Origin of the sequence: Arenimonas sp. (assembly GCF_035721105.1) — a bacterium.
In the GTDB taxonomy this organism is placed as follows: Bacteria; Pseudomonadota; Gammaproteobacteria; order Xanthomonadales; family Xanthomonadaceae; genus Arenimonas.
In genome coordinates this window covers 1-16,361 of record NZ_DASTNG010000073.1, presented here as the reverse complement: position 1 = coordinate 16,361, position 16,361 = coordinate 1, and the positions used below count along the sequence as shown (strand labels likewise).

General features: G+C 71.3%; 16 protein-coding genes. 9 read left to right on the top strand and 7 right to left on the bottom strand.

Translation table 11 applies throughout. From position 1 onward, the window contains the following. Nucleotides 1-37: 37 nt before the first annotated feature. Nucleotides 38-1,210 (bottom strand): class I SAM-dependent rRNA methyltransferase, encoded by a 1,173-nt coding sequence (locus VFQ84_RS11680; protein WP_325131808.1) that lies wholly within the window; start codon nucleotides 1,208-1,210, stop codon nucleotides 38-40. 39 nt (nucleotides 1,211-1,249) lie between these two features. Next, on the bottom strand, nucleotides 1,250-2,419 hold the full coding sequence (locus tag VFQ84_RS11675) for a GGDEF domain-containing protein (protein ID WP_325131807.1): 1,170 nt from the start codon (nucleotides 2,417-2,419) through the stop codon (nucleotides 1,250-1,252). Nucleotides 2,420-2,710: 291 nt separating this feature from the next. Between VFQ84_RS11675 and VFQ84_RS11670 the strand changes: the two genes are divergently transcribed. The 4 genes from VFQ84_RS11670 to VFQ84_RS11655 all read left to right on the top strand — a co-directional run bounded on the left by VFQ84_RS11670 (nucleotide 2,711) and on the right by VFQ84_RS11655 (nucleotide 8,290). Beyond that, nucleotides 2,711-3,673, top strand: a complete 963-nt coding sequence (locus VFQ84_RS11670; RefSeq protein ID WP_414637042.1) for a TerC family protein — start codon at nucleotides 2,711-2,713, stop codon at nucleotides 3,671-3,673. 43 nt (nucleotides 3,674-3,716) lie between these two features. Further along, nucleotides 3,717-4,487, top strand: coding sequence for a rhomboid family intramembrane serine protease (locus VFQ84_RS11665; protein WP_325131806.1), 771 nt, complete (start codon nucleotides 3,717-3,719; stop codon nucleotides 4,485-4,487). 81 nt (nucleotides 4,488-4,568) lie between these two features. Beyond that, nucleotides 4,569-7,079 carry a sensor domain-containing protein gene (locus tag VFQ84_RS11660; RefSeq protein WP_325131805.1) on the top strand — a complete coding sequence of 837 codons (2,511 nt, stop codon included), beginning with the start codon at nucleotides 4,569-4,571 and terminating at the stop codon, nucleotides 7,077-7,079. A 23-nt stretch (nucleotides 7,080-7,102) separates the two neighbouring features. Continuing rightward, complete coding sequence (locus VFQ84_RS11655) at nucleotides 7,103-8,290, top strand: GGDEF domain-containing protein (protein ID WP_325131804.1); 1,188 nt, start codon at nucleotides 7,103-7,105, stop codon at nucleotides 8,288-8,290. Here the strand turns inward: VFQ84_RS11655 and VFQ84_RS11650 are convergent. Then, nucleotides 8,287-8,916 carry a DUF2238 domain-containing protein gene (locus tag VFQ84_RS11650; protein WP_325131803.1) on the bottom strand — a complete coding sequence of 210 codons (630 nt, stop codon included), beginning with the start codon at nucleotides 8,914-8,916 and terminating at the stop codon, nucleotides 8,287-8,289. The genes VFQ84_RS11655 and VFQ84_RS11650 overlap by 4 nt on opposite strands. A gap of 86 nt (nucleotides 8,917-9,002) precedes the next feature. Here VFQ84_RS11650 and VFQ84_RS11645 point away from each other — a divergent pair, with 86 nt between their 5' ends. Both VFQ84_RS11645 and VFQ84_RS11640 read left to right on the top strand, forming a co-directional pair. Further along, on the top strand, nucleotides 9,003-10,667 hold the full coding sequence (locus VFQ84_RS11645; RefSeq protein ID WP_325131802.1) for a M28 family metallopeptidase: 1,665 nt from the start codon (nucleotides 9,003-9,005) through the stop codon (nucleotides 10,665-10,667). Then, on the top strand, nucleotides 10,664-10,894 hold the full coding sequence (locus tag VFQ84_RS11640; protein WP_325131801.1) for a DUF2798 domain-containing protein: 231 nt from the start codon (nucleotides 10,664-10,666) through the stop codon (nucleotides 10,892-10,894). The genes VFQ84_RS11645 and VFQ84_RS11640 overlap by 4 nt, the downstream gene beginning before the upstream one ends. A gap of 60 nt (nucleotides 10,895-10,954) precedes the next feature. Here the strand turns inward: VFQ84_RS11640 and VFQ84_RS11635 are convergent, their stop codons facing one another. Continuing rightward, entirely contained in the window at nucleotides 10,955-11,437 is a 483-nt protein-coding gene (locus tag VFQ84_RS11635) for an Lrp/AsnC family transcriptional regulator (protein ID WP_325131800.1), read from the bottom strand. A gap of 120 nt (nucleotides 11,438-11,557) precedes the next feature. On the opposite strand from VFQ84_RS11635, the gene phhA reads away from it, so the two are divergent. Then, entirely contained in the window at nucleotides 11,558-12,445 is an 888-nt protein-coding gene (phhA, locus tag VFQ84_RS11630; protein WP_325131799.1) for a phenylalanine 4-monooxygenase, read from the top strand. Nucleotides 12,446-12,467: 22 nt separating this feature from the next. Here phhA and VFQ84_RS11625 read toward each other — a convergent pair whose 3' ends face one another. Together VFQ84_RS11625 and VFQ84_RS11620 are read right to left on the bottom strand one after the other, a co-directional pair. After that, complete coding sequence (locus VFQ84_RS11625) at nucleotides 12,468-13,424, bottom strand: hypothetical protein (RefSeq protein WP_325131798.1); 957 nt, start codon at nucleotides 13,422-13,424, stop codon at nucleotides 12,468-12,470. A gap of 28 nt (nucleotides 13,425-13,452) precedes the next feature. Continuing rightward, entirely contained in the window at nucleotides 13,453-14,157 is a 705-nt protein-coding gene (locus VFQ84_RS11620) for a hypothetical protein (RefSeq protein WP_325131797.1), read from the bottom strand. A 142-nt stretch (nucleotides 14,158-14,299) separates the two neighbouring features. Here VFQ84_RS11620 and VFQ84_RS11615 point away from each other — a divergent pair, with 142 nt between their 5' ends. Both VFQ84_RS11615 and VFQ84_RS11610 read left to right on the top strand, forming a co-directional pair. Further along, nucleotides 14,300-15,445: a sensor histidine kinase gene (locus VFQ84_RS11615; protein WP_325131796.1), complete on the top strand. Its 1,146-nt coding sequence runs from the start codon at nucleotides 14,300-14,302 to the stop codon at nucleotides 15,443-15,445. After that, complete coding sequence (locus tag VFQ84_RS11610; RefSeq protein ID WP_325131795.1) at nucleotides 15,442-16,080, top strand: response regulator transcription factor; 639 nt, start codon at nucleotides 15,442-15,444, stop codon at nucleotides 16,078-16,080. Before VFQ84_RS11615 ends, VFQ84_RS11610 begins: the two co-directional genes overlap by 4 nt. Nucleotides 16,081-16,089: 9 nt before the next feature. Here the strand turns inward: VFQ84_RS11610 and VFQ84_RS11605 are convergent. Next, nucleotides 16,090-16,361 (bottom strand): hypothetical protein (locus VFQ84_RS11605; RefSeq protein ID WP_325131794.1); only part of this gene is annotated, 272 nt, incomplete at its 5' end.

The window sequence follows — 16,361 nt, the reverse complement described above, 5'->3', positions numbered from 1 at the left end:
TAAGCCTGCGCCGCCGTGTCGGGGGCGCGAACGGCGGTCATTCGACCCGGCAGAACACGGCCTTGAGGTAGCGGCTTTCCTTGACGTGCGCCATGAACGGATGGTCGGCGCCGGCGCCGGCCACCTTCAGCACCTGCACGGTGCGGCCGGCGTAGAACGCGGCGCGGCGGATCATGTCCAGGAATTCCTCTTCGCTGACCAGGCCGGTGCAGGAACAGGTGAGCAGCACGCCGCCGGGCTTGATCACCTGCATGGCGAGCTTGTTCATGTCGTTGTACTTCTTCAGCGCCGCGATCACCTGGTCGCGGTCGCGGGTGAGCTTGGCCGGGTCGAGGATGACCACGTCGAACAGCTCGCCGCGCTGGTGCGCATCCCGCAGGTAGTGGAACAGGTCGGCCTGCACGAACTTCACCTTGGCGTCGTTCAGGCGCGCGTTCTTCTCGGCGACCTCCAGGATCTCCTCGTCCAGGTCGATGCCGATCACCTCGTCGGCGCCGCCGCGGGCCTTGGCGTAGATCGCGAAGCCGCCGGAATTGCAGCAGATGTCGAGCACGCGCTTGCCGGCGGTGAAGCGGGTGAGGAACTCGCGGTTGTCGCGCTGGTCGGCGAAGAAGCCGGTCTTGTGGCCGCTGCCCGGGCTGGCGCGGAACTTCAGGCCGTGCTCGGTGATGACGCTGGGCTCGGGCGCCGGCGGCGAGCGGAAGTCGAAGCTTTCCTGCTTCTGCACGTGCTCTTCCGAGAAGCTGTAGAAGCGGCAGCCGGGGAACTCGGTGCGCAGCGCGCTGTAGATCCACTCGCGGTAGCGGAACGGGCCGGCCGAGAAGAACTCGACCACCAGCAGGTCGCCGTAGCGGTCGATGACCAGGCCGGAGATGCCGTCGCCCTCGGAGTGCACCACGCGCCAGGCGTCGGTGGTCTCGTCGAGCCGCAGCAGGTCGCGGCGCAGCGCCACGGCCGCGCGGATCTTCGCGGCGAACCAGGCCTCGTCGATGGCCTCGTTGCGATCCTCGGTCAGCACCCGCAGGGCGATGCGCGAATGGCCGTTGTAGAAGCCGCGCCCCACCCACTTGCCGCTGTTGTCGACGATGTCCACCAGGCTGCCCGGCTTGGGCTTGGCCACGGGCTTTTCCACCATCTTCTGGAAGATCCAGGGGTGGTTGGAACGGCGCTCGATCTTGAGCTGGATGACGGGCAGGGCGGCGTTATTCATCCGCGAATGATACCGGGGCCGGCCCGGCGCCGCTGGTCCTCAGCTCGCCGGGGCCGTTTCCACCCGGTCGCCGCCGGCCCGCTTGGCCCGGTACATGGCCTGGTCGGCGCGCTTGAGCAGGTCGCCCAGGTCGTCATCCCCCAGCCGCGCCTGGGCCGCGCCGATCGACAGCGGCATCGGCACCTCCATCCCGTGCACCCGCAGGTGCTCGTGGGCCAGGGCGTCGCGCAGCCGTTCGGCCACCACCCGGGCCCCGGTGGCGTCGGTGCTGGGCAGCAGGGCCACGAACTCGTCGCCGCCCAGCCGGCCCAGCAGGTCCTCGCCGCGCAGGACCAGGCGGGCCCGCTCGGCCAGGTGCTGCAGCAGGCGGTCGCCGGCCTCGTGGCCCAGGCTGTCGTTGACGCCCTTGAAGTGGTCCAGGTCGATCAGCAGGGCCGACATCGGCCGCTGGTAGCGGCGCGCCTCCGACAGCAGCCGCTCGCCCTGTTCCACCAGGCCGTTGCGGGCCAGCACGCCGGTGAGAGCGTCCACCGAGGCCAGCTTGCGCAGGTCGTCGTAGGCGCGCTCGGTGTGCATCAGGATGAAGCCCAGGCTCAGGAAGGTGACGCCGACGCAGGCGTAGACGAAGACCATCATGTCGCTGGGGCCGGCCTCGAGCAGGCTGCCGTCGGGGCGCATCGCCAGCAGGTGCTCGACGAAGCGCCAGGCCGCCACCAGCACCCCGAAGGCGGCGAAGGCCCCGGTGAAGCGGGCGGCGGAGAACCCGCCGAAACGGAAGGCCGGCGCCAGCGCCAGCGCCATGCCCGAGAACAGCACCATGGCGGTGCTGGAATTGACCAGCACCCGCGCGCTGTAGTGCGGCCAGACCTCGGCGAACAGCACCAGCAGGACCGTTGCCGCCAGCACCGTGCCCCACCACCGCCAGGGCTGCTCGGGCAGGCCGCGGAAGCCACGGACCGCCCGGCACATCTCGGCGAAGCCGAACAGCAGCAGGCCATTGCCCAGGGCGATCGACACCAGGTCGGGCACGCTGCCGCGGGCGGCCAGCAGCAGCCAGGCCAGCGGCTGCATCACCAGGGCCACGGTCCAGATGCGCAGGTGGCGGCGGCGTTCGATCGGGAACGAGCGCCCGGCCTGCGTCAGCAGGACCACGGTGAGGGCGCTCAGCAGCACCCCGACCAACATCACCGAGCGAACATCCAGCTCCATCCACGCTCCCCGACGCCTCTGCGCGCCACCTTAACCTACCGCCTCCCGGCCCGGGCCGTTTGTGATTGACATCAAGTTCACCCTTCGTGCCAGACTGTCGCCCGTAGAAGGGGAGTAGCTCCCGCTGCCGATATCGTCATCACGGGCCCGGACCCTCGTCCAAAGCCCCGGTACGGCAGGCAGGCCCGACGGGCCTGCGAGCGAGACCTTCGCCCGCCAGCGGCGAAGGTCGTCCCGTCCCGGGACACGGCGTCCGCCGGCGGTCGAAGCCACGCGACACCGGAGAGCGCCTTGGAAACCATCGCCACCCCCCTGATGTGGGTCGTCTTCACCGCCTTCGTGCTCGCCGCGCTGGCGGTCGACCTGCTGGTGCTGCGCCAGAACGGACCCCACAAGGTATCCACCCGCGAGGCCCTGCTGTGGTCGGCGGCCTGGATCGCGCTGGCGCTCGTCTTCAACGCCGGCCTGTGGTGGTACCTGCAGGGCCGGCTGCCGGGACCCGAGGCGGACCGGATCGCGCTGGAGTTCCTGACCGGCTACCTGGTCGAGAAAGCGCTGGCGGTCGACAACATCTTCGTGTTCCTGATGCTGTTCACCTACTTCGGCGTGCCGGCGCAGTCGCAGCAGCGGGTGCTGATCCTGGGCGTGCTGGGCGCGATCGTGCTGCGCGGCATCCTGATCTTCGTGGGCGCGGCGCTGATCGCCAAGTTCCACTGGGTGCTCTATCTGTTCGGCGCCTTCCTGCTGTTCACCGGCGTCAAGATGTTCTGGGCGGTCGGGCAGGAGCCCGACATGGACAAGAACCCGATCCTGCGCTGGATCACCGGCCACCTGCCGCTGATCCGCCGCTACCACGGCGAGGCGCTGTGGATCGGCGAGGGCAGGCGCCGCAAGTACACGCCGCTGTTCGTGGTGCTGGTGATGATCGCGATCACCGACGTGATCTTCGCGGTGGATTCGATCCCGGCCATCTTCGCCATCACGCTCGACCCGTTCATCGTGCTGACCTCGAACGTGTTCGCGGTGCTGGGCCTGCGCGCGCTGTACTTCCTGCTGGCCGACATGGCCGACCGCTTCCACCTGCTGGCCTATGGCCTCGCCCTGGTGCTGGTGTTCATCGGCACCAAGATGCTGATCATCGATGTCTTCAAGATCCCGGTGGCGGTGTCGCTGGGCGTGGTCGGCGCCACCCTGGTGGCGTCGATGGTGCTCAGCCTGCTGATCAAGCCCAAGGCGCCGGCGGGCGCGGCCTGAGCGCGGCCTTGCCCCCGGCGGCGCCGACCCCCACCTAGCTTCGATGGACGAACAAGCCCGGGAACACGCCGCCGCGGTCCGAGACCGGTTCCGCCGCGCGCTGCTGGCCAGCATGGCCTTCGTGGCGGGGCTGGGCGCGCTGTTCTTCGCCGGGCCGCTGCTGGGCGACCTGCGGTCGTTCATGCTGTCGCCGCAGTCGCCGGCCGGCCTGGTGGGCGTGCTGACCGCGCCGCTGCTGCACGGCTCCGCCGGCCACTGGCTGGCCAACAGTTCGGGCCTGCTGATCCTGGGCACCCTGGTCGGCACGGTTTATCCGCGCGCCGGCCTGCGGGCGCTGCCCCTGATCTGGCTGCTGTCGGGCCTGGGCACGTGGGTCATCGGCCAGGCGCCGTCCTACCACCTGGGCGCCAGCGGCCTGACCCACGGGCTGGGCTTCCTGCTGTTCACGCTGGGCGTGCTGCGGCGGGACAAGGCGGCGATCGCGGCGGGCTTCATCGCGTTCTTCTTCTTCGGCGGCATGCTGCTGACCGTGCTGCCGCGCGAAGCCGGCGTGTCCTGGGAGTACCACCTGTGCGGCGCGCTGGCCGGCGTGCTGGCGGCCGTGCTGTGGCGCCATGCCGACCCGCTGCCGCCGCGGCCGCGCTACAGCTGGGAGGACGAGCCGGACGAACCCGAGCCCGACCCCGAGCTGGAGCTGCCCTCGCCCGGGGACGTGCCGGTCCTTTGGCATCGGCCCGAACCAGGGACCGGGGTGGTCATCCCGTTCCGCCCGCGTCCTTCACGCGACGGCCGGGAAGGCGGCGAGGAAAGGTGACGGGCTAGACGGTCCCTTCCGCGGCCCCTAGCGCGGCGCGGCGCTGCAAGCGCACACTCGGGGCCCATCGAGGAAACGCCGATGTCTGGTCCGATGCTGCCGGGTGTGGAGGGTTTCGCGGGCGTCCCGGACGCCGCGGGCGCAGGGCCGTCCCGGCTGGCCGAGTGGTTCCGCGGCGCCACCTGCAGTGCGCTCAACGCGATCTACATCTTCGAGCCCCTGCGCACCCCGTCCGACCACGGGATCGCGGACTTCCGGTTCGTCTTCGCCAACCCGCTCGGCGAGGCGCTGCTGCGCCGCGGCGGCCATGGCCTCGCCGGCCTGACCCTGCGCCAGGTGCTGCCGGCCAGCCGCATCGACATCGTGCTGCAGCAGTGCCGGGACGTGCTGGCCAGCGGCGAGCCGATCGTGGAGGAGTTCGAGGTCCCCGAGTACCCGCCCGAGATGCGCTGGCTGCGGCACCAGGTGGTGCCGATCCGCGACGGCGTGGTGATCACCAGCGAGAACATCTCCTCGCGCAAGCAGGCCGAACGCGACCTGGCGCGGCGCAGCGAGTGGTTCCGCGCCGCCGCGGAGGGCAACCTCAATGCGCTCTTCATCAACCAGGCCGTGTACGACGCCGCGGGCGACGTGGTGGATTTCGTGTTCGCCCACGTCAACGAACAGGGCGGGCGCCTGGTCGGCATGGACCCGGCCGCGATGATCGGCCAGAGCATCTGCGACCTGTTCCCGGTCAACCGCACCCACGGTTACTTCGAGCACTATCGGGACGTGTTCCTGAGCCAGCGTGCGGTGGTCGATGAGTTCGCCATCAACTCGCCGACGCTCAAGGCCAAGTGGCTGCGGCAGCTGGCGGTGCCCTGGTCCGGCGGCGTGGCGCTGAGCGCCGAGGACATCACCGAGGAAGTGCAGCGCAAGCAGGAGCTGGAGGCCAGGCAGCGCATGCTCAATGCCTTCCTGGAGCAGATCCCCGGGCCGGCCTGGATCGCCGACGACCGGGGCAACGCCCGCCTCTACAACCAGCATTACGCTCGGCTGGGCGAAGGCCGGGCGGCCGCCGACGGTGCGCCGATCCCGCTCGATGCGCTGTTCGGGCCGGTACAAGGCGCGCTGTACCGGATGCACAACGCCGACCTGATCGCCCACGGACGATCCAGCCGGCGGATCGAGCCGGGACCGCGCCCGGACGGCAGCCAGGGCGACTACGACGTGTTCCGTTTCCCGATCGATGCCGAGGGTGAGCGACTCGCCGGCGGCTTCGCCCTGGACGTGACCGAGCGCCGGCTGGCCGAGGCGCGCGCCGACTATCTCAGCCGCCACGACGACGCCACCGGCCTGCTCAACCGCGAGGGCTTCGTGCAGCGCGTGGCGGACCGCCTGGCCGAGCGCGGCAGCCGGCCGCTGGTGGCGCGGATTTCGCTGCGCGAGGCCGAGACCCTGCGCGAACTGTTGGGATCCCCGATCGTCGACCGGCTGGTGCAGGCCTACGCCGCCCGCATGGTGGACGCGCTGGCCGGACACGCGGCGGAGATCGCCCGCGACGGCCCGGACCAGATGCTGCTGGTGCTGGCGGGCGGCAGCGCGGCCGAAGCCTCGCTGCTGGCGGCCTGGCCCGAGCTTTCCCGCGAGATCGGACTCGACGGCCAGCGCTACAGCCTCAATCCGCGGCTGGGCTACGTCGTCGCCAGCGGCGACGCCGGCGACGGCGCCGACACCCTGCTGCGCGCCAGCGACCTGGCCCATGGCAATGCGGTGGCCCGCGGCACCACCGCCGCCATCGCGTTCGCGCCGGACATGGCGGCCCGGCTGGAGCGCCGGGTCGCGATCCAGCGCGAACTGGGCAACGCGGTGCTGGGCGACGAGCTGTCGCTGGTGCTGCAGCCGGTGTTCTCCGACCGCGAGGCGGGCGGCGTGGCCGGGCTCGAGGCGCTGGTGCGCTGGACCAGTCCGCTGCTGGGCGCGGTCGGGCCGGGCGAGTTCATTCCCGTGGCCGAAGAGTCCAGCGCCATCGTCGCGCTGGGCGACTGGGTGCTGGAACAGTCCTGCCGCGAGCTCCGCGCCATCGATCCCGCCGGCCGGCTGTACGTCGCGGTCAACGTGGCCGAAGCCCAGCTGGCCCGGGGTGACTTCACCGCGCGCATCGCCCGGCTGCTGGAAGCGCACGCGATCGCGCCGCACCGCCTGGAGCTGGAGATCACCGAGCGCACCCTGATGGCCGACACCGCCGTGCACCAGGCCAACCTGCAGGCGCTGCGGGCGCTGGGGGTGCGGCTGTCGGTCGATGACTTCGGCACCGGGTACTCCAGTCTTTCCTACCTGCTGCGGTTCGCGGTGGACAAGATCAAGATCGACCGCAGCTTCGTCGCCGGCCTGGGCGAACACGCCAGCCACGAGGCGCTCGTGCGCACGCTGGTGACGCTGGCCGAGTCGCTCGGGCTCGAATGCGTGGCCGAAGGCGTGGAGACCGAGGCCCAGCTGGCGCAGCTGCGGCAGCTGGGCTGCCGTCAGTTCCAGGGCTACCTGTTGGCCCGTCCCATGCCGTTCCAGGCGCTTGGCCCGTGGTTGGCCGAGGCGCGAACCCGGTCGCGTTAGCCCCGGGCATGGAAGCTTCCTGGTTGTTCGACATCCGTTCGGCGCTGCTGGTCGGGGCCCTGCTGACGCTGCTGGTGGGCATGGTGCTGCTGCTGGTGGGGCGCTCGCTGGCCGCCGAGTTCCGGCCCAGCCTGTTCCACTGGGTGGCGGCGACGCTGCTGCAGCCGGCGGGCTTCGTGCTGCTGAGCCTGCGCGACCCGCTGGGCCCGTGGCTGAGCACGGTGCTGGCCAATGCCCTGATCGCGCTCGCCTTCGCCGCCTACGCGCGGTCGCTGCGCCTGTTCTACCGGGTGCCGTCGCAGCCGTGGCTGCTGTCGGGCCTGGTGCTGGCGTCGGTGCTGATCTCGATCGCCTGGGGCGTGGTGGCGCCCGACCTGACGCTGCGGCTGATCGCCATCTCGCTGGCGCTGGCGCTGCTGCTGGGCCACTGCGCCTGGACCGTGTTCCGGCATGCCGAGCGGCGCGGGCCGATCCGGCTGGTGACGGGCGGCGTGTTTGCGTTCGCGGCGGGCATCATGGCCTACCGCGCGCTGGCGCTGGTGGTCGACCCGGGGCTGGTGACCGCCGTGTTCCAGATCACCCACGTGCAGCTGCTCACCTACGCGGTGGGCAGCGTGCTGCCGGTGATCGCCACCGTCGGCTTCCTGCTGATGTGCAACGAACGCAGCCAGCGCGAACTGGAGCGGGCGGCGCGGGTGGACTACCTCACCGACTGCTACAACCGGCGCGCGATCGAGGAACAGGGCGCGCGCGCGATCGCCGCGGCGCGGCGGCACGGGATGCCGCTGGCGGTGCTGGTGATCGACATCGACCACTTCAAGCGCATCAACGACGCGCTGGGCCACGCGGCCGGCGACCAGGCCCTGGTGCAGTCGGTGGCGCGCATCCGCGCCGAGATGCGCACCGAGGACGTGCTGGGCCGGCTGGGCGGCGAGGAATTCATCGTGCTGATGCCCAATACCGACAGCGCCAGCGCGGTCAGCGCGGGGGAGCGGATCCGGCTGGGGTTCTCGGCCCATCCGCTGCTGCTGTCGGAGGGACGGCGGTCGGTGACGCTGTCGATCGGCGTGGCGATGCTGGCGCCGATGGACCAGCGTTTCTCGCAGCTGCTCCAGCGCGCCGACCGGGCCATGTACGCGGCCAAGAACGCCGGCCGCAACCTGGTGATGGCCGACGCGATGAGCGGCTGGGAGCCCGGCCCCGCGCGCTAGCCCGGGCCCAGCTGGCGGTCGTGCCGGCGGCCGAGCAGCAGCAGCGCGACGATCGCGCCGCACAGGGCCAGGAACATGTCCCACTGCGTGTCCCAGACGTCGCCCTGGGTGGCGAGGAAGGCGTCCGCCTCGCCGCCCCAGGCCAGCGCCGCCCACCATTCGATCAGCTCGAAGAAGGCGCTGAACGACAGCGCCGCGGCGACCACCAGGTAGTTCAGCCACGGGCCGCGCGTCAGCGGCGTGCGGCGCAGCAGCAGTTCGCGCGCCAGGATCGCCGGGACGAAGCCCTGGGCGAAATGGCCGAGGCGATCGTAGTGGTTGCGCGAGAGGTCGAAGGCGTCCTTCGCCCACAGGCCCAGCGGCGTTTCCGCATAGGTGTAGGCGCCGCCGTAGATGAGCACCAGCGCGTGCGCGGCCAGCAGCCAGGCCAGCAGCCGGGTGAGCGGGAAACGGCCCCAGGCCCAGGCCACCAGCGGCAGGCCGACGATCACCCAGACCACTTCGAGCACCCAGGTCAGGCGGTCGTGCGGGGCGATGCCCGACCAGGCCAGGGCGCCCAGCACGAGGGCGACGATGAGCCAGCCCTCGGCCCGGCCCGGGGAGGTGGGTTGTCCGGTTCCCGCCATGCGCCTGTCCTCCTGGTCGACGCCGCCATCATTCCACGATGGCGGCGCCGGTGTTAGCGTCGGCCTTCGTTCCAGGAGCCCGACCGATGACTTCCAAGCTTGCCCCGCTCGCCCTCTGCCTGCTGGTTGCCTGCAGCGGCGCCCCCGATGCCCCGCCGGCCGCCGAAGCCCCCGCCGCCACGATCGACGCCGCGGCCGGCGCGCGCCACATCGAGGCCGACGTCGCCTTCCTCGCCAACGACCTGCTCGAAGGCCGCGCCGCCGGTACCCGCGGCTTCGACCTGGCGGCGCTTTACGTCGCCAACCGCTACCGGGCGATCGGACTGGCCCCGGCCGGCGACGACGGCAGCTACTTCCAGAAGGTGCCGCTGCTCGAGGCGCGGCGCGTGCGCGAGGGCGCCCGCTTCACCGTGCAGCGCCCGGGCGGCGACCTGGCATTCGAGTTCCAGCGCGACTTCCTGCCCGGCATGAACTTCAACGCCACCAGCCACGTGGTCACCGCGCCGCTGGTCTTCGTCGGCCAGGCGGTGCATGCCCCGGAGCTGGGGCACGATGACTTCGAGGGCGTGGACCTGACCGGCAAGGTCGCGGTCTATTTCTCCGGCGCCCCGTCGACCTTCGAGAACACCCAGCGCGCCTACCACTCCTCCGGCCTGCGCAAGATGAGCCAGCTGGCCGAGCGCGGCGCGGTCGGCGCCATCGGCCTTGGCAACCCGGTGGACGAGGCCAAGTACCCGTGGGCGCGCGGCGCCCGCAACTGGCAGATGCCGGGCATGCGCCTGGTGGATGCGCAGGGCCTGCCGGTCGACGCCTGGCCGCAGCTCAAGGCCACCGCCAGCCTGGGCGTGGAGGGCGCGCGCAAGCTGCTGGAGGGCGCGCCGATGTCGGCCGATGAGATCTTCGAGCGGCGCGAGAAGGGCACGCTGGAATCCTTCGACCTGCCGGGCCAGGTGACGCTGGCCGGCGCCACCACCCTGGCGCGCGTGGACAGCGTCAACGTGGTCGGCAAGCTCGAAGGGTCCGACCCCGCGCTGGCCGGCGAGCACATCGCCTACAGCGCCCATCTCGACCACATCGGCATCGGCGCCGAAGTCGACGGCGACGGCATCTACAACGGCGCCTTCGACAACGCGCTGGGCATTGCGGTGATGCTGCAGGCGGCGACCGAGCTGCAGGCGGACCCGGCCAAGCCGCGGCGCTCGCTGCTGTTCGTGGCGGTGACGGCGGAGGAGCGCGGCCTGCTCGGCGCCGACTACTTCGCCAAGTTCCCGACCGTGCCGCGCGAGTCGCTGGTGGCGAACATCAACATGGACATGCCGGTGTTCCTGACCGACGTCACCGACGTGGTGCCGATCGGCGTCGCGCACTCGAGCCTGGCGGCCGACGTGGAAGCCGCGGCGGCGCAGCTGGGCGTGGGCCTGACGCCCGATCCGAAGCCGGAGGAAGTGGTGTTCGTGCGCTCGGACCAGTACGCCTTCGTGCGCCAGGGCATCCCGGCGGTGTACCTGGACGCCGGCATCAAGGCGCGCAATCCCGACATCGACGCACTGGCGCTGTACGAGGACTTCCTCACCGGCCATTACCACCAGCCCAGCGACGACACCAACCTGCCGATCCACTACCCGAGCGCGGCGATGCTGGCGCGGCTCAACGCCGAGATCGGCCGCCGCGTCGGCAACGCCGACGCCCGCCCGACCTGGAACGAGGGCGACTTCTTCGGCCAGACCTTCGGAGGCCGGCCGGCACCGTGAGCCCGAGGATCCCGCCCCGGTACGCGAACCTCGCGTTCGCATTCCTGATGTCGCTGCTGATGGCGGCGATCATGTCCGGCATCATCACCGCCGTGAACCGCGGCGTGGATGCCGGCTACCTGATGGCCTGGGCGCGCAGCTTCGCGGTGGCCTGGCCGATCGCCTTCCCGCTGGTGCTGGTGCTGGCGCCCCGCGTCCGCACCCTCGTCACCCACCTCACGACCTAAGCCAAAAAGGGGTCAGCGTCATTTTCCGTTTGAAACGGAAAATGACGCTGACCCCTTTTTTCAGGTCGCCAGGTGGTCCAGGGGGAGGGCGCGGGCCTGCTTGACGGTGCGCAGCACGAAGCTGGAGTTCACGTCGGCGACGCCGCTGGCGTTGAGCAGGTGGTCGAGCAGGAAGCGGGAGAAGTGGTCCAGGTCCTGCACCACCACCTGCAGCAGGTAGTCCATTTCGCCGGTGAGTGCGTGGCAGGCGACCACCTCGTCCCAGGCGGCCACCTTCGCGGTGAAGGCATCGATGGCGGCGGCGTCGTGGCGCTCGAGCTGCACGCGCACGAAGGCCTGCAGGCCCAGGCCCACGCGCTCCGGGTCGAGCACCGCGGCGTAGCCGGCCAGCACGCCGGCCTGTTCGAGCCGCTGCACCCGGCGCAGGCAGGCCGAGGCCGACAGGCGGACGCGGTCGGCCAGTTCGGCGTTGCTGATGCGGCCTTCGCGCTGGAGGATGGCCAGCAGGGCCAGGTCGGTGCGGTCGAGGCTGGGAGGATTCATTCGCGGCGCGCCGTGGTCATTTGACGCAATTATGTTGCGCCAAACAGGCCGATGCCTGCAACAACGCAATCCTCTTGCGCCCCGACGCCGCTAGACTGGAGGCCTGCCCCGGAGCCCGCCATGTCCCAGCCCAACCGCGTCGAACACCAGCTCACCGACAAGGGCTACGTGCCGGTCTATACGACCGCCGTGGTCGATCAGCCCTGGTCGAGCTACAGCGCCACCGACCACGAGGTCTGGGCCACGCTGTTCGAGCGCCAGCAGGCCTTGCTGGTGGGCCGCGCCAGCGACGAGTTCCTGCGCCAGCAGCGCCTGATGGGCATGTCGCCCGACCAGATCCCGAAGTTCGACGACCTCAACCCGCTGCTGCGCAAGGCCACGGGCTGGGAGCTGGTCGGCGTGGAAGGGCTGCTGCCGGAGCTGACCTTCTTCGAACACCTGGCCAACCGCCGCTTCCCGGTGACCTGGTGGATCCGCAAGCCCGAGCAGCTCGACTACCTGAGCGAGCCCGACCTGTTCCACGACCTGTTCGGCCACGTGCCGCTGCTGATGAACCCGGTGTTCGCCGACTACATGGCCGCCTACGGCCGCGGCGGCGTAAAGGCGCACGCGATCGGCCCCGACGCGCTGGTGAACCTGACCCGGCTGTACTGGTACACGGTGGAGTTCGGGCTGATCCGGCAGGACGACGGCCTGCGGATCTACGGCAGCGGCATCCTGTCCTCGAAGGGCGAGTCGATCCACTGCCTCGACAGCACCGCGCCCAACCGCATCGGCTTCGACCTCGAGCGGATCATGCGCACGCGCTACCGCATCGACACCTTCCAGAAGACCTACTTCGTGATCGACAGCTACGAGCAGCTGATGGAAGCCACGCGCCCGGACTTCACCCCGATCTACGCGAAGCTGGCGCGGCAGGACAGCTTCCCCGCCGGCGCGGTGCAGCCCGCCGACCACGTCTTCAACCGCGGCACCGGCGAAGGCTGGCTCAACGACGGCGACGTCTAGGTCCCAAGGCCTTCCCGGCCGGTCAGCGCGCGGGTAAGCCGCCAAGGCGAGGGATCGACACGGTCCTCGTGCGCGGATCGATCGCATACCACGCCAGGTCGTCGGGCACGTCGCCGGAGCGATAGGCGATCCGGGCCAGGTTGCCGGTCTGCTCGCTGGTCACCAGGTTCCAGCCCGGCTGCAGTTTCAGGTCCCAGTCGTTGGGAACCGTCATGCCCAGGGCATTGGTGGCGACGGCGGCGCCCCGGACGGTGCCGGCGCGATCGGCATACACGAACGCCAGCACGTGGTCGCCGGGCAGCGCGATGCCGGCCAGGTCGCTGTTGCTGGCCACCAGCATGCCCGATCCCCCGGGTCCCTCGTAGGCGATCGCGTAGCGTCCGACGTTGAGCGCCGCGGGCTGGACCTCCAGCGTTTGCCAGCCGTCGCCGGCATGGAGCCGGCGCACGGCGGCGGCCGGGCCCTCGTAGGATGCCGCCAGGGCCGCCATCCTTCGCTCGATGACGGCGCGCTCTTGCTCGTTGCGGAACTTCGCGTCCGGCGGCAGCGTCGCCTCGCGCGGGACGCGCGGCAGCGCCAAGTCATCCGGCAGCGCGAACTCGAACCTGCCGCCGCGGTGGATCCGGCCGATGACCTGGACCGGCCCCTCTGCGTTCACCAGCACCAGGTCGGCGCCCTCGCCGGCGTACTCGTGGGCGAAGCCGCGATGCGTGTTGCCGTGGGGTGCGGCGAAGTCCTGCGGCGTGGGCCGCCCGTTCCACCAAACGCCCAGCAGGATGGCCGCCAGGGCCGTGCCGGCCGCCATAAGCGCGAACCGGCGCAATCGGCTGGCGTCCTGCCGCTCCGCCCGGTCCCTGGCGCGCCGTGCCGCATCGGCACGGGCCTGCGCACCGGCGTCGTAGCGGGCGAAGACCAGGCCGCAGCCTTCGCAGATGGCTTCGGTCGGGCGGTTGGCGGCGTGGCATTTCGGACAGTTCATTCCATGGTCTCGTTTGCGCTGCAGGGGGTTAGCCGGCGACCGATTCGCCGTGCCCGGGCGCGGGGCGCTTGGGCAGGTACTTGCGCGTCAGGGTAACGCCTGCCGCGAACGCCACGACCACGGGCCCCAGCCACGCGAGGTTCATCAGCGTCGCGCCAGCCAGCATCGGCAGCACCTTGGGCAGGCCGATGCCGAGGAATGCGATGTGGGTGGCCACGCCGTTGGCCAGCATCGCCGCCAGGTGCTCGCGCAGCCACCAGCGCGGATCTTCCGGCGGCCGGCGCGAGAAGCGCCACATCTGCACGAAGCCGACCAGACCGATGCCCGAGAAGGCGACGATGATCAGCTGCATCTGCTTCGCCATGGACAGGCCGACGGCGGCGATCGCCAGCGCGCTGGCCAGGTTCGCCCACATCAGGCCCCGGTACACCGAGCCGGTGTAGCGGGCCCAGTCCCGCTTGTCCTTCACCGCACGCCAGCTGCACCAGACCGAGGTCGCGGTGATCACCAACAGGTAGGACAGGAAACTGCCTGCCACCGGTCGCACCGCCAGTACCGACCCCGCCAGCGGCAGCGCCGCCAGAAGCAGGCCGGCCATCGCCGGCAGGTAGATCCTGCCGGCCGCACGATGCACCGGGCTGCCCTTGCGGGCCAGGCCGGCGATCCAGAACGTGGCCAGGGCAAGCACGCCCAGGCCGGCGTGGGTGTAGAAACTGAGGGTGTGCAGGGTCATGGCGGTTCCTCCCGAAGTGGCGCCAGTCTCGGCGCCGGCGCACGGCGGATCAGGTGCCGCCGGTCACCGGCGCGTGGTGCCGGAAGTCACTTTCTGGCCCGCAGGCCTTGAGCGCGCCCCGCCCGCGGCCCAAGCTGGCGCCATGAACGAACGCCTGAAGGTGCTGCTGTCGCCGCTGAACTTCGCCGCCTACCTCGCCTGGGCGGCGATCGGCTGGGAGCTGCTGTTCGCCCGCTGGTCGCCGCCGGCCTGGCTGTCCGGGCCGGTGTCGGCGCCGCTGCTGGCGGTGATGCACCTGGGCTTCCTGGCGCTGTTCCTGGTGGTCACCAGCGGCCCGCGCGAACCGCAGGTGCGGACGCTGCCGCGGCTCCTGCTGCTGGGCCAGGTGGCCCTGGCCTTCGGCCTGATGCTGGTGGCGCGCAATTCCTCGCTGCCGATCCTGCTGATCCTGTGCGTGATCCAGGTGGTGCACCTGTGGTCGCCGCGACCCGCGCTGGCGATCATCCTGGCGATCAACGTCGCGATGTACCTCGTTTACCGCGACGCCTGGCAGCTGCAGTCGCCGCTGATCGCCACCGTCATGCACGGCAGCTTCCAGGGTTTCGCCGCGCTCACGGCCTGGTTCGCCTTCAGCGCCGAGAAGACGCGCGACGCGCTGGCGGCCGCCAATGCCGACCTGCTGGCCACGCGCTCGCTGCTGGCCGAGACGGCGCGCGACTCCGAGCGGCTGCGGCTGTCGCGCGAGCTGCACGACGTCGCCGGCCACAAGCTCACCGCGCTCAAGCTCAACCTCGGCGCCCTGGCCCGCGATCCGCGCTTCGCCGCCGACGGCCAGGTGCAGCTGTGCGCCCGCCTGGCCGACGAGCTGCTGGCCGACATCCGCGGCGTCGTGCAGCAGATGCGCCAGGGCGACGGGCTGGACCTGGAGGACGCGCTGAAGGCGCTCGCCCGCCCGTTCCCGCGGCCACGCCTGCAGCTCGAGGTCGGCGCCGATGCCCGCGTGGCGTCGGTGGCCCAGGCCGAGGCGGTGCTGCGGGCGGTGCAGGAGGGGCTGACCAACGCCGTGCGGCACTCGCAGGCGCAGAACCTGTGGGTGGTGCTGCGGCGCGAGCACGATGCGCTGCGCCTGGACATCCGCGATGACGGCCGCGGCAGCGGCGAGGTGCGCGCCGGCAATGGCCTCAACGGCATGCGCGAACGCCTCGAGGCGTTGGGCGGCGGGCTTGGCGTCGGCCGCACCGGCACCGGCGGCGTGCACCTGCAGGCCTGGCTGCCGGTGGCGGCATGACCGCGCCGATCCGCCTCGGCCTGGCCGATGACCAGGCCCTGGTGCGCAGCGGCCTGAAGGCGCTGCTGGCCGGGTTCGACCGCGTCGCGGTGGTGCTGGAGGCCGGCGACGGCGAGGCGCTGCTGGCGGCGATGGCGACGACGCCGGTGGACGTGGTGCTGTCCGACATCCGCATGCCGGGACTGGACGGCTTCGGCCTGGTGCAGGCGCTGCGCGGGCGGGGCGACGCTACGCCGGTGGTGCTGCTGACCACCTTCGACGACGACGCCCTGCCGCTGCGCGCGGCCGCCGCCGGCGCGCAGGGCTTCCTGCTCAAGGATGCCTCGCCCGAGGACCTGCTCGAGGCCATCACCCGCGTCGCCGCCGGCGAGACCCTGCTGGCGCCGGTACCCACCGACCCGGTGCGGGCGCGCTACGCCTATCGCGACCAGGCCGCGCCCACCGACACCTTCAGCGAACGCGAGGTGGCGATCCTGCGGCTGCTGGCGGGCGGTTATTCGAACAAGGAGATCGCCCGCGCGGTGTTCCTGTCCGAGGGCACGGTGAAGAACTACGTCTCCGACATCCTCGACAAGCTCGGTACCCGCGACCGCACCCGCGCCGTGCTCAAGGCGATCACCCTGCGCATCATCTGAGCCTCAGCGTCAGAACGTCTGCAGTGCCACCGCGCCCGCGGCGGCCGCCAGCATGAGCACCAGGCCCGCGCTCACGCGCAGGCCGTAGGCGCGCCCGCCGCTGACGAAGGCGACCAAGCCGCGCGAGACGACGCTGGCCGCGAGCAGGCCGACGAAGCCCCAGCGCGCCTGGGCGAGGCTGAGGTCGGCGTGGTCGTAGAGCTGGGCGATGCTGGCGGCCGCCGCATGCAGTTCGGCCAGCGCCGCGATGATCGCCGCCAGCAATGCGCCGCGCGCGCCCA